General features: G+C 72.3%; 13 protein-coding genes. 8 read left to right on the top strand and 5 right to left on the bottom strand.

Features of this window, described 5'->3' with window-relative positions; genetic code table 11:
- The first annotated feature begins 68 nt into the window (after positions 1-68).
- Positions 69-1,841: an aa3-type cytochrome oxidase subunit I gene (ctaD, locus tag ABFJ78_RS11315; protein WP_436385840.1), complete on the top strand. Its 1,773-nt coding sequence runs from the start codon at positions 69-71 to the stop codon at positions 1,839-1,841.
- A gap of 30 nt (positions 1,842-1,871) precedes the next feature.
- Here ctaD and ABFJ78_RS11320 read toward each other — a convergent pair whose 3' ends face one another.
- Positions 1,872-2,237, bottom strand: coding sequence for an STAS domain-containing protein (locus tag ABFJ78_RS11320; RefSeq protein ID WP_436385841.1), 366 nt, complete (start codon positions 2,235-2,237; stop codon positions 1,872-1,874).
- A gap of 297 nt (positions 2,238-2,534) precedes the next feature.
- Here ABFJ78_RS11320 and ABFJ78_RS11325 point away from each other — a divergent pair, with 297 nt between their 5' ends.
- On the top strand, positions 2,535-3,266 hold the full coding sequence (locus ABFJ78_RS11325) for an ANTAR domain-containing protein (protein ID WP_436385842.1): 732 nt from the start codon (positions 2,535-2,537) through the stop codon (positions 3,264-3,266).
- On the opposite strand, the gene ABFJ78_RS11330 is transcribed toward ABFJ78_RS11325, so the two are convergent.
- Entirely contained in the window at positions 3,263-3,472 is a 210-nt protein-coding gene (locus ABFJ78_RS11330; protein ID WP_436385843.1) for a hypothetical protein, read from the bottom strand. The two genes, ABFJ78_RS11325 and ABFJ78_RS11330, sit on opposite strands and share 4 nt — an antisense overlap.
- Before the next feature lie 191 nt (positions 3,473-3,663).
- On the opposite strand from ABFJ78_RS11330, the gene ABFJ78_RS11335 reads away from it, so the two are divergent.
- From ABFJ78_RS11335 to ligD (ABFJ78_RS11350), 4 genes are all read left to right on the top strand, one after another.
- Positions 3,664-3,861, top strand: a complete 198-nt coding sequence (locus ABFJ78_RS11335; RefSeq protein ID WP_436385844.1) for a hypothetical protein — start codon at positions 3,664-3,666, stop codon at positions 3,859-3,861.
- 140 nt (positions 3,862-4,001) lie between these two features.
- Complete coding sequence (locus ABFJ78_RS11340) at positions 4,002-4,940, top strand: Ku protein (RefSeq protein WP_436385845.1); 939 nt, start codon at positions 4,002-4,004, stop codon at positions 4,938-4,940.
- A gap of 5 nt (positions 4,941-4,945) precedes the next feature.
- On the top strand, positions 4,946-5,890 hold the full coding sequence (gene ligD / locus ABFJ78_RS11345) for a non-homologous end-joining DNA ligase (protein WP_436386759.1): 945 nt from the start codon (positions 4,946-4,948) through the stop codon (positions 5,888-5,890).
- Positions 5,887-6,750 carry a non-homologous end-joining DNA ligase gene (ligD, locus tag ABFJ78_RS11350; RefSeq protein ID WP_436385846.1) on the top strand — a complete coding sequence of 288 codons (864 nt, stop codon included), beginning with the start codon at positions 5,887-5,889 and terminating at the stop codon, positions 6,748-6,750. Before ligD (ABFJ78_RS11345) ends, ligD (ABFJ78_RS11350) begins: the two co-directional genes overlap by 4 nt.
- On the opposite strand, the gene ABFJ78_RS11355 is transcribed toward ligD (ABFJ78_RS11350), so the two are convergent.
- Positions 6,743-7,375 (bottom strand): UdgX family uracil-DNA binding protein, encoded by a 633-nt coding sequence (locus ABFJ78_RS11355; RefSeq protein WP_436385847.1) that lies wholly within the window; start codon positions 7,373-7,375, stop codon positions 6,743-6,745. The two genes, ligD (ABFJ78_RS11350) and ABFJ78_RS11355, sit on opposite strands and share 8 nt — an antisense overlap.
- An 89-nt stretch (positions 7,376-7,464) precedes the next feature.
- Here ABFJ78_RS11355 and ABFJ78_RS11360 point away from each other — a divergent pair, with 89 nt between their 5' ends.
- A complete protein-coding gene (locus ABFJ78_RS11360; protein WP_436385848.1) occupies positions 7,465-7,881 on the top strand; it encodes a CBS domain-containing protein in 417 nt (138 codons plus the stop codon).
- 43 nt (positions 7,882-7,924) lie between these two features.
- A complete protein-coding gene (locus ABFJ78_RS11365; RefSeq protein ID WP_436385849.1) occupies positions 7,925-9,052 on the top strand; it encodes an NAD(P)-dependent malic enzyme in 1,128 nt (375 codons plus the stop codon).
- Here ABFJ78_RS11365 and ABFJ78_RS11370 read toward each other — a convergent pair.
- Together ABFJ78_RS11370 and ABFJ78_RS11375 are read right to left on the bottom strand one after the other, a co-directional pair.
- On the bottom strand, positions 9,049-9,360 hold the full coding sequence (locus ABFJ78_RS11370; protein ID WP_436385850.1) for a DUF3040 domain-containing protein: 312 nt from the start codon (positions 9,358-9,360) through the stop codon (positions 9,049-9,051). The two genes, ABFJ78_RS11365 and ABFJ78_RS11370, sit on opposite strands and share 4 nt — an antisense overlap.
- 80 nt (positions 9,361-9,440) lie before the next feature.
- Complete coding sequence (locus tag ABFJ78_RS11375; RefSeq protein ID WP_436385851.1) at positions 9,441-11,207, bottom strand: IlvD/Edd family dehydratase; 1,767 nt, start codon at positions 11,205-11,207, stop codon at positions 9,441-9,443.
- Between the last annotated feature and the right edge of the window lie 1,087 nt (positions 11,208-12,294).

The following is a 12,294-nucleotide window of genomic DNA, read 5'->3' on the forward strand; positions in this document are numbered from 1 at the left end:
GGAACGCGGCGCGTGGTCATCAGGAGTAATACGCGGATTACGGGACAGTCCGGCGACAGGAGTTGCGGATGACCGAGGTGAAGCCGGCACCGAGCCTGCGGGCGGTGCCCCTGGCGGTGGCGCGGCGGGGACCGAAGGGCGGGACCCTGCTCGCCCTGTTCCGGACCACCGACCCGAAGCAGATCGGCCTGCTGTACCTGACGACGTCGTTCGCCTTCTTCATGGCGGGCGGCGCGATGGCGCTGCTGATGCGGGGCGAACTGGCCCGGCCGGGACTGCAGTTCCTCTCGCCGGAGCAGTACAACCAGCTGTTCACCATGCACGGCACGATCATGCTGCTGCTCTACGCCACTCCGAACCTGTTCGGGTTCGCCAACTACATCCTGCCGCTGCAGATCGGCGCGCCCGACGTCGCGTTCCCCCGGCTCAACGCGTTCGCCTACTGGCTCTACCTGTTCGGCGGGCTGATCGTGATCAGCTCGTTCCTCACCCCGGGCGGCGCGCCCGACTTCGGCTGGACGGCCTACACGCCGCTGTCCAACGCGATCCACTCGCCGGGCGTCGGCGGCGACCTGTGGATCATGGGCCTGATCGTGTCCGGGCTCGGCACCATCCTCGGCGGGGTCAACATGGTCACCACGATCGTGACCCTGCGCGCGCCCGGGATGACGATGTGGCGGATGCCGCTGTTCACCTGGAACATCCTGTTCACCTCGATCCTGATCCTGCTGGCGTTCCCGATCCTCACCGCCGCGCTGTTCGGGCTGGAGGCCGACCGCCGGCTCGGCGCGCACGTGTTCGACCCCGAGAACGGCGGGGCGATCATGTTCCAGCACCTGTTCTGGTTCTTCGGCCACCCCGAGGTCTACATCGTGGCCCTGCCGTACTTCGGGATCGTCACCGAGATCATCCCGGTGTTCAGCCGGAAACCGCTGTACGGCTACCGGCTGATGGTGTTCGCGACGATCGCGATCACCGGGCTGTCGGCGGCGGTGTGGGCGCACCACATGTTCGCCACCGGCGCGGTGCTGCTGCCGTTCTTCTCGATCATGACGTTCTTCATCGCGGTGCCGACCGGGATCAAGTTCTTCAACTGGATCGGCACGATGTGGAAGGGGCACCTGACCTTCGAGACGCCGATGCTGTGGTCGGTCGGCTTCATGGTGACGTTCCTGTTCGGCGGCCTCACCGGGATCATCCTGGCGTCGCCGCCCCTGGACTTCCACGTCACCGACTCGTACTTCGTCGTCGCCCACTTCCACTACGTCCTGTTCGGCACGATCGTGTTCGCGACGTTCGCCGGGATCTACTTCTGGTTCCCGAAGATGACCGGCCGGATGCTCGACGAGGGCCTCGGCAAGTGGCACTTCTGGACGACGTTCATCGGGTTCCACACGACGTTCCTGGTCCAGCACTGGCTGGGCGACGAGGGCATGCCGCGCCGCTACGCGGACTACCTGACCTCGGACGGCTTCACGACGCTGAACACGATTTCGACGATCGGGGCGTTCCTGCTGGGCGCGTCGACGCTGCCGTTCATCTGGAACGTGGTGAAGAGCTACCGCTACGGCGAGCAGGTCCTGGTCGACGACCCGTGGGGCTACGGCAACAGCCTCGAATGGGCGACGACGTGCCCGCCGCCGCGGCACAACTTCCTGGACCTGCCGCGGATCCGCTCCGAGCGGCCCGCCTTCGAGCTGCACCACCCGGAGACGGTGGAGCGGATGAAGGAGGAGCGGTACATCCGGTCGAAGCGGGCCCGGGCGCGGGTGCTGGACCCGGGCGCGGATCCGGCCGGGTCCCGGGAAGGCCACGCGGGCACGGCCGGCTCGTCCCGCTGAGCGGCTCCGCCGGAAGTGGCGGGCCGGGGGTCAAGCCGGTGCGGGCTCGGGCCGGCCGGCCGAGATCGCCAGCCGCTGATCGGCGCCGGTCACCTGGAGCGCGCGCCGGACCGTGGGGCTCGGTCCGATCTCCACCAGCAGTTCCGTGCCGTTCTGCTCGGCCTGCAGGGCCGCGTGCAGCAGCACCCGGATCCCGGCGACGCCGAGGAAGTCCACTTCGGACAGATCGAGGACCAGCCGCTCCGGGACCGCGCGGAGGCGGTCGGAAAGCAGGGTGGCGAGGTCCGCCGCCGTCGCCGTGTCGAGGGCTCCGCGGGCGGTGACCAGTACCGCGTGCGGGGCGGGCCACGTCGCGCGCAGCCGGAGTGCGGGATTTCGGGGTCGGGGGACCATCATGCCGGTTCGCCGCCGTCCTGGGGTGCGCGGGAGTCTGCCGCGCTCGAGGGTGTGCCGAGGCCGGCTGCTGTGCTGAACCGTCACCCGAGCCTAACCCCGTTCGGAGCAGCCGCAACCGGCGTTGCTCCGAACGGGCGTGTGCCGCGTCCGCGGCGGTGACCGCTTGTGCCCGTGGCGGGCGGGATGCAGTAATCTCGCGCTGGACCCGTTAAAGCGCTAGCGGCCCACTAGTGGCGCGCGCCCGGGTCCTCCCTGGTCGATAGCGCCCTGAGCACCAAGAAGAGGGGCGTCACCAGGATGACGGGCGGCGATGAGCAGCTCACCGCGCGGTTGGACGAGGTCACGGTCGCGATGGAGTCGCTGACCGCGATGTTCGACACCGAGCTGGATCTCGGGCAGATGCTGCAGGCCGTGTGCGACCACGCCGTGCAGGTCGTGCCGGGGGCCGACATGGCGAGCATCACGCTGGTGCGCGAAGGCGTGCCCGAGACGGTGGCCAGCACCGATCAGCGCGCGGTGAACTTCGACCGCGAGCAGTACCGGATCGGGGACGGGCCGTGCCTGCGCGCCGCCGAGACCGGGCAGCCGGTCCGTGTCGGCGTCGGGGCGGTGGGGGACCTGTGGCCGCAGTTCGTGTCGTCGGCCGAGCAGCTCGGGGTGGCCAGCTTCCTGGCCGCGCCGCTGACCGTGGACGACGACATGTCCGGCGCGGTGAACCTCTTCGGCTTCGGCGAGCACGGCTTCAGCGAACTGGGCACGAAAATCCTCGAGCTGTACACGGCGACGGTGGTGATCGGCCTGCGCAGCGCCCGCCGGTACTTCGCGGCCCGCGAGCTGATCGACCAGCTGAACCGGGCGCTCGAGACGCGCGCGGTGATCGACCAGGCCAAGGGGATCCTGATGGCCGCGCACCGGATCACCGCGGAGGAGGCGTTCCGGCGCCTGGTGAAGCGGTCCCAGGACGGCAACCGGAAGCTCCACGAGGTCGCGGCGGAGTTCGTGGCGGCGGTGGTGACCACGGCGAACTAGCCGGCCGGGACCTCGTCCGGCGGTGCCTCGGTCTCGGCGGCCGCGTCGGGCCGGTGCCGGCCGCGCTGGCACGTCGTGCAGATCAGCGTGCGGCCGAGGATGCTCCCGTCGTCGGCCACCACCTGCGCGACGTGCATTGTCGGGAAGCCGCACACTTCGCAGGGCAGCGAACCGTCCTCGCGGCTGATGCGGAGCTGGGTGCCCATCCGGCCTCCTGGTGTGACGTGGGTCTCACCTACCTTGCCGGTTCCCCCGTCAGAACCGGGTGAATTCACTCGTCCGGCCTAGCGCCGGCCGTCTCCGGGAACCCGATCGGTGCCTCTTGTGTTGGACGGGATGAGACCGGGTAATCGGCCGGCGACCGGGTTCACCGGGGGATTGCCGGAGGGGAGCGAACATGCGAGACAAGCGGAACGACCTGCGACCGGTGGCGGACCTCCTCCTCGAGGGCGGGGACACGCCGGCCCAGGCCGACACCCGGCGCCGGGCGGCGCTGGCCGTCGCGGCGCGGGCGAAGGACTCCGAAGACTGCGCGCAGCTGCTCGAGATGCTGGGCCTGCACCGGTCCGGCGGCCGCAGCAGCGAAGTCGCCTGACGAGCGACCCCGGAGCCCGCCGCGACCAGCCGGTCGCGGCGGGCTCCGGCGTTTTCGGCGACGGTTCGTCACGCACCGCGACGAGCCGGCGTTTCGAGCCGTGGTCACGCGGGTATCGCTGCCGGTGAGGAGGTCGAGACATGGCCAGACCGGTCTGGAGCGGTGCCCTGAGCCTGGGGCTGGTCACCGTCCCGGTGGAGCTATACCCGGCGGTGGCGGACCACACGATCCACTTCCACCAGTTCGAGCGCGGGACGTCGGACCGGATCCGCAACCGGCGGGTCAACGAGCGGACCGGCGACGAGGTCACCCAGGACGAGATCGTCAAGGGCTACGACCTCGGCGGCGGCGACCACGTGCTCGTCGAGCCCGACGAGCTGGACGAGATCGCGCCCGAGCGGTCCCGGCGGATCGACATCGAGCAGTTCGTCGAACTCGACGAGATCGACCCGTGGTTCTTCGACCGCACGTACTGGCTGAAGCCGGCGAAGGAGGACTTCGCCAAGGCGTACGGCCTGCTGCTGCAGGCGATGGACCGCAGTGAGAAGGCCGGGATCGCGAAGTTCGTCCTGCGCGGCAAGGAATACCTCTCGGCGATCCGCGCCGGCGAGGACGTCATGGTGCTCAACACCCTGCACTTCGTCGCCGACCTGCGGAAGCCCAAGGACGTCATGGGCGGGCTGCCCAGCCTGCCCAAGCCGCGGCCCAAGGAGCTCGACATGGCGCTCGCGCTCGTCGACGAGATGACCGCGCCGTGGAAGCCCGACGACTACCGCGACGAGTACTCCGAACGCGTCGAGGAGCTCATCAAGGCCAAGAAGCAGGGCAAGGAGATCGCCCACGAAGAGGAGCCGGAGCCTTCGGCCGACGTCGTCGACTTGTTCGAGGCGCTGTCGCGCAGCGTGAAGAACCGGAAGGGCGGCGGCAAGAAGCCCGAGAAGAAGGCGGCGAAGAAGCAGGAGCCCGACCTCGCCGAGCTGTCCAAGGCCGACCTGGACAAGCTGGCCCGCGAGCAGGGCGTGAAGGGCCGGTCGAAGATGACGCGCGCCGAGCTGGAGAAGGCGCTGAAGGCCTCGTGACCGGGCTGACCGGACCCGGCTGGCGCGAACCGACCCTGGCCACGCTCACCGATCGCCGGTTCTCCGACGACGGCTGGATCTTCGAGCGCAAGCTGGACGGCGTCCGGGCGATCTGCGTGCGCGACTCGGGCACGCCGACGCTTTACTCGCGCAACCACAAGGTGATGGACAACGCCTACCCGGAGCTCGTCGAAGCGCTGGCGGCCCAGGGCGGCCCGCGGTTCGTGGCGGACGGCGAAATCGTGGCGTTCGACGGCGCCAACACCAGTTTCGCGGCGCTGCAGCCGCGGATCCACGTCAGCGACCCGGACCGCGCGCGGGCCACCGGCGTGCGCGTCTACTACTACCTGTTCGACCTGCTGTACTACGACGACCACGACACGACCTCGTTGCCCCTGCGGCAGCGGAAGGCGCTGCTGCGCGACGCGTTCGACTTCGAGGACCCGCTCCGGCTCTCGGCCCACCGCAACACCGAAGGCGAGAAGTTCTACGCGGAGGCCTGCCGGCGCGGCTGGGAGGGCGTCATCGCGAAGCGGGCGGAGGCGCCGTACCACCACGGGCGGTCCCCCGACTGGCTGAAGTTCAAGTGCGCCCAGGGCCAGGAGCTCGTCATCGGCGGCTTCACCGACCCGCAGGGCGCCCGCCACGGCTTCGGCGCCCTGCTGCTCGGCTACCACGAGGACGGCGGCCTGAAGTACGCCGGCAAGGTCGGCACCGGGTTCGACGAGCAGCTGCTGGCCTCCCTGCACGCCCGGTTGCGGGAGCGGGAGACCAAGCGGTCGCCGTTCGCCGGTGCGGTGCGGGAAAAGGGTGCGCACTGGGTCCGGCCGGACCTCGTCGCGCAGATCGACTTCTCCGAATGGACGCGCGACGGGCGGCTGCGGCACCCGCGGTTCGCCGGGTTGCGCGAGGACAAGAAGGCGGCGGACGTCGTGCGGGAGCGCGCATGAAGATTTCCCACGCGGACAAGGTGTACTACCCCGGCGACGGGCTGACGAAGGGCGACGTCGTCGAGTACTACCGCGCGGTCGCCGACGTCATGGTGCCGCACCTGCGCGGCCGCCCGCTGACGCTGCGGCGCTACCCCGACGGCATCGACGGCCAGGGCTGGTTCCAGAAGCACCCGGGGGAGCACTTCCCGGACTCGATCCGCGTCGAGAGCGTCCCGCGGCGCGGTGGCGGCACCGACGACTACGTCGTCTGCGAGGACGCCGAAACGCTGGAATACCTGGCCGGGCAGGGCACCCTGGAGTTCCACGTCTGGTTGTCCACTGTGGACGAGCCGGAGCGGCCGGACCGGCTGGTGCTCGACCTCGACCCGCCGGACGGCGCGCCGGTCGCCGAGCTGCGCGCGGTCGCGCGGCGGATCCGCGACCACTACGAGCGGGCAGGCCTGACGCCGTTCGTCCAGGCGACCGGCGGCCGCGGCTTCCACGTGCTCGCGCCGCTGGACGCCAAGACGGACACCGAAACCGTGCTCGAGCTGTCCCGCGCGCTGGCCGACCGCGTCGCCGCGGACGACCCGGACCGGCTGACGACGGCCCAGCGCAAGGACAAGCGCGGCGACCGGATCTTCCTGGACGCCAACCGCAACGGCTACGCGCAGACGTTCGTGGCGCCGTACTCGCTGCGGGCCCGCCCGGGCGCGGCGGCGGCCACCCCGCTGGACTGGCGCGAGCTGGGCAAGGCGGACCCGGACGGGTGGAGCCTGGCCAAGGAGAAGCAGCGCTTGGCGCGCAAGGACGACCCGTGGCGGGACCTGGACGCGCACGCGGCGTCGGCCGAAGCGGCGCTCAAGCAGCTCACTTGAGCAGTTTGTGCGCGGCCTTGAGGTCATCGACGAAGGCCGCGTAGGCCTCGTCGCGGTCGGGAGCCCGCAGGATCGCCGACGGGTGCACGGTCGCGATCGCCGACGGAACCAGCTCGGCCACGTCCTCGGGTGCTTCCACCGGTTCGCCGCGGTGCTGCGTCAGCTTGAACTTGGTGCCCAGCAGCGACTGCGCGGCCGTCGCGCCCAGCAGCAGCACCAGGTCCGGGCGCACCGCGCGCAGCTCCGCCAGCAGCCACGGCCGGCAGGCGACCACCTCGGTGCGGCCCGGCTTCTGGTGGATGCGCCGCTTCCCGCGTTCGTCGCGCTTGAACTTGAAGTGCTTGACCGCGTTGGTGACGTACAGCGCCTTCCGGTCGAAGCCGGCCTCGTCGAACGCGCGGTCCAGCAGCTTCCCGGCCGGCCCGACGAACGGCTCGCCGGCGACGTCCTCCTTGTCGCCCGGCTGTTCGCCGACGACGAGGACCTTCGCCTGTTTCGTGCCTTCGCCGAAGACGGTCTGCGTGGCGTCCTGGTACAGCGAGCAGCCTCGGCAGGTCGACGCCGCCGACCGCAACCGGTCGAGGTCGGTGGTGTCCGGCGGCTCGGCACCGCGGCTATCCGGCATGTGCTGCGAAATTCCCGCCGCGGCGCCCGAGTAAACCCGCGTGCCCCGGGTAGCCGCGCGGTACCGCCCGAGAACGGAAGGAGTTCACGATGACCACCGCACGCGAGATCATGACGTCGGACGCGACCTGCGCCCGGGAGTCGGACACCGTGCACGACGCGGCGCAGACCATGGCCCGGCTGAACGTCGGCGCCCTGCCCATCTGCGGCGAGGACAACCGGCTGAAGGGCATGGTCACCGACCGCGACATCGTGGTGAAGGTGCTGGCCGAGGGCAAGGACCCGCGCGCGGTCCACGTCGGCGAGCTCGCCCAGGGCGAGGTCGTCACGATCGGCGCGGACGACGGCGCCGAGGAGATCCTGCGCACCATGTCCGAGCACCGCGTGCGCCGGCTCCCGGTGATCGACGGCCACGACCTGGTCGGCATCGTCGCGCAGGCCGACGTCGCCCGGGCCCTGTCGAACCCGACGGCCGGCGAGCTGGTCGAGGCCCTGTCCTACGACTGACCGGCGGTGATTCCTCCCCGCGCGGTCCGGGTACCCCGCGGGTATGTCACGCAGCCGCGGAAAAGTCGAAGTCGCGACCCGCGTCGCGCTGGACACCGCCGGCGACCTGGCCGAGCACTACACGCCGGGCGTCGCGGACCAGGCGAAGCGGGTCGGCGACGACCCGTCGCTCCTCGCGCGGGAGACGGTCAAGGGCAACTCGGTCGCCATCGTGTCCGACGGGTCCGCCCTGCTCGGGCTCGGCGACCGGGGCCCGGCCGCCGCGCTGCCCGTGATGGAGGGCAAGGCGGCGCTGCTGAAGCGCTTCGCCGACGTCGACGCGTGGCCGATCTGCCCGGTGAGCCGCGAACCCGACGACCTCGTCCGCACCGTGAAGGACCTGGCGACGTCGTTCGGCGCGATCAACCTCGAGGACATCGCCGCCCCGCGGTGCTTCACCGTCGAGCGGCGGCTGCACGACGAGCTCGACATCCCGGTGTTCCACGACGACCAGCACGGCACCGCGGTCGTCGTGCTCGGTGCGTTGCACAACGCGCTGAAGCTGACCGGCCGTGAGCCCGCGGGCACGTCGGTCGTCATCGCCGGCGCGGGGGCGGCGGGCAGTGCGATCGCGCGGCTGCTGCTGCGTGCGGGCTTCCGCGCCGACGGCCTCGTCGTCTGCGACAGCGAAGGCGTCCTGCACCCGGACCGGGACCTGGTGGGGGAGAAGCACTGGCTGGCGGAGAACACCAACTCGGCGCGCGCCACCGGCAGCGTGCAGGACGCGCTGCGCGGCGCGGACGTGTTCGTCGGCGTCAGCGCGGGCGGCCTCCTCGACCCCGGCGACGTCGCCGCGATGGCGGACCGCGCGATCGTCTTCGCGCTGGCCAACCCCGACCCGGAGGTCGACCCCGGGGCAGCGGGCAAGCACGCGGAGATCGTGGCCACCGGCCGCAGCGACTTCCCCAACCAGATCAACAACGTGCTGGCGTTCCCGGGCATGTTCCGCGGCCTGCTCGACTCGGGCGCGCCGAGGGTGACGGGGGAGATGCTGCTGGCGGCGGCGCACGCGCTGGCGGACGTGGCCGGCGACGACCTGGCCGCCGGGCACATCGTGCCGAGCGTGTTCGACGAGGCGCTGGTGCCGGCGATGGCGGAGGCGGTGGCCGGCGCGGCGCGGGCGGCCGGTTAATCCACTGTGGACCCGGCCGCCGGCGTCCCGTCCTGAGTGGACTGGCCGGCCGTCTCGGCGCGGGCGATGTGCCACGCGACGAGCGCGCCGGCCCCGACCGTGCCCCAAAGCACGAGCGCGGCGTCGCGGGCGAACAAGCCGACGACGAGCATGACCACCGCGGTGACGTCGCACAGCACGAGCAGCAGGTTCCAGCGTTTGGCCTCGCGCAGGGTGCGGCCGGTGAAGGCGGCGGCGAACGCGGGGTCGCTCGCCTGCAGCTCAGCCTCGATCTCGCGCAGGGCGTGGCGTTCTCGCTCCGGCAGCATGATTGGCCTCCTCGCCTCGGCTACCGCAGGGATACCCCCTCCCGCCGCGTCCGAAGCGGCACTTTCTCGTGAAAGTGCCGCTAGTGGTTGTCGCGGGGGATGCCCTTCGTCCGCGCGATCCGCTGGTACGCCACCGCCGGGCGCAGCACCATGCCGTCGCAGAGCTGGTCGACCATCGACCGCTGGATCTCCTGCCACGGCGTCTGCGCGTCCGGGACCGGGTAGCCGCCCGCTTCGGCCAGCTCCTTGTGGCGCAGCGCGAGCTCTTCGCCGGGGATCAGGACGTCGGCGGTGCCGGCGGTGAGGTCGATCCGCACCCGGTCGCCGGTCCGCAGCACCGCGAGCCCGCCGCCCGCGGCGGCTTCGGGGGAGGCGTTGAGGATCGACGGCGACCCGGACGTACCGGACTGGCGGCCGTCGCCGAGGCACGGCAGCTCGTGGATCCCGCGCTTGATCAGCTCCGCCGGCGGCCGCATGTTGACCACCTCCGCGGAGCCGGGGTAGCCGAGCGGGCCGGTGCCGCGCATGACGAGCAGCGAGTGTTCGTCGACGCCGAGGTCGGGGTCGTCGATGCGGGCGTGGTAGTCCTCGGGGCCGTCGAACACGATCGCGGTGCCTTCGTAGACGCCGCCGGCCAGGTAGCGGCGGCGGAACTCCGGCGAGATCACGCTGGACTTCATGATCGCCGCGTCGAAGAGGTTGCCCTTGAGGACCAGGAACCCGGCGTCTTCGGTGAGGGCGGTGCCGAAGGTGCGGATGACGTCGCGGTCGCCGGCTTCGGCGTCCCGGCAGTTTTCGCCGAGCGTGCGGCCGTTGACCGTGCGGGCATCCTCGTGGATCAGGTCGTGCCGCATCAGCTCGTGCACGACGGCGGGGACGCCGCCCGCGCGGTGGAACTCCTCGCCGAGGTACTTGCCGGCCGGCTGGAGGTCGACCAGCAGCGGGACGGCGTGGCCGAGGCGCTGCCAGTCTTCGAGGGGCAGCTCGACACCGACGTGCCGGGCGATCGCGCCGATGTGGATCGGCGCGTTGGTCGACCCGCCGATCGCCGAGCTGACGACGATGGCGTTCTCGAACGCCTCGCGGGTCAGGATGTCGGACGGCTTGAGGTCCTCGCGCACCATCTCGACGATCCGGCGTCCGGTCAGGTAGGCCATCCGCGCGCGGTCGCGGTGCGGCGCGGGAATGGCGGCGCAGCCGGGCAGGCTCATCCCGAGTGCCTCGGCGAGGGCGTTCATCGTCGAGGCGGTGCCCATGGTGTTGCAGTGGCCGGGCGACGGGGCCGAGGACGCGACGAGCTCCATGAACCCGGCGTCGTCGATCTCCCCGGCGGCGAGCAGTTCGCGCGCCTTCCAGACGATGGTCCCGGACCCGGTGCGCTCGCCGTTGTGCCAGCCGTTGAGCATGGGGCCGCCGGACAGCACGACGGCGGGGAGGTCCACGGTCGCGGCGGCCATCAGGCAGGCGGGGGTGGTCTTGTCGCAGCCGGTGGTGAGGACGACGCCGTCGATGGGGTAGCCGTAGAGGGTCTCGACGAGCCCGAGGTAGGCGAGGTTCCGGTCCAGGGCGGCGGTCGGGCGCTTGCCGGTCTCCTGGATGGGGTGGACGGGGAACTCGATGGCGATGCCGCCGGACTCGCGGATGCCTTCGCGGGTGCGGTCGGCGAGCTGCAGGTGGTGCCGGTTGCAGGGCGACAGGTCGGAGCCGGTCTGCGCGATGCCGATGATCGGCTTCCCGGACTGGAGTTCTTCGCGGGTGAGCCCCCAGTTCATGTACCGCTCCAGGTAGAGGGCGGTCATGCCGGGGTCGGCGGGGTTGTTGAACCAAGCTTCGCTGCGCAGTCCCATACCGGCCAGTCTGGCAACGGCGGGGCCGGAATGCACGCCCCCGCTCGCCGCTTCCCCGCCGGGCCCGGATGACGTGAATGACTCATTCATGTCGTGAGGCGACGTGAATGAGTCATTCAGGACGGTCGGGGTGGGGTTCGCTGTCCTGTGGTGCCTTCCGGCTCGGCTCTTCCGGCGCTGCTGTTCCGGCTCGGCTCTTCCGGCGCCGCTGTTCCAGCACCGCCCTTCCGGCGCCGCTCTTCCAGCACCAGCACCGCCCTTCCAGCACCGCCCTTCCGGCACCCCGAAGCTGTCATTGTGACTACGGCCGGCAACACCGCGTCAAGGCGGGAAAGATGCCTTGACCCGGCGCTGCCGGCCGTGTTCTGGCTTCGGATCGGGGTGCGGGGGAGTCTGGGTTCTCGTCGGTGCCTGTTCTCGTGTCCGCTCGCCTGGGGAGTCCGCGGGGTGGAGCCGGCAGGCGGCAGCCGGCGGGCGGCAGCCGGCGGGCGGCAGCCGGCGGGCGGCAGCCGGCGGGCGGCAGCCGGCGGGCGGCAGCCGGCGGGCGGCAGCCGGCGGGCGGCAGCCGGCGGGCGGCAGCCGGCGGGCGGCAGCCGGCGGGCGGCAGCCGGCGGGCGGCAGCCGGCGGGCGGCAGCCGGCGGGCGGCAGCCGGCGGGCGGCAGCCGGCGGGCGGCAGCCGGCGGGCGGCAGCCGGCGGGCGGCAGCCGGCGGGCGGCAGCCGGCGGGCGGCAGCCGGCGGGCGGCAGCCGGCGGGCGGCAGCCGGCGGGCGGCAGCCGGCGGGCGGCAGCCGGCGGGCGGCAGCCGGCGGGCGGCAGCCGGCGGGCGGCAGCCGGCGGGCGGCAGCCGGCGGGCGGCAGCCGGCGGGCGGCAGCCGGCGGGCGGCAGCCGGCGGGCGGCAGCCGGCGGGCGGCAGCCGGCGGGCGGCAGCCGGCGGGCGGCAGCCGGCGGGCGGCAGCCGGCGGGCGGCAGCCGGCGGGCGGCAGCCGGCGGGCGGCAGCCGGCGGGCGGCAGCCGGCGGGCGGCAGCCGGCGGGCGGCAGCCGGCGGGCGGCAGCCGGCGGGCGGCAGCCGGCGGGCGGCAGCCGG

Origin of the sequence: Amycolatopsis sp. MEPSY49, assembly GCF_051337345.1 — a bacterium.
Lineage (GTDB): Bacteria > Actinomycetota > Actinomycetes > Mycobacteriales > Pseudonocardiaceae > Amycolatopsis.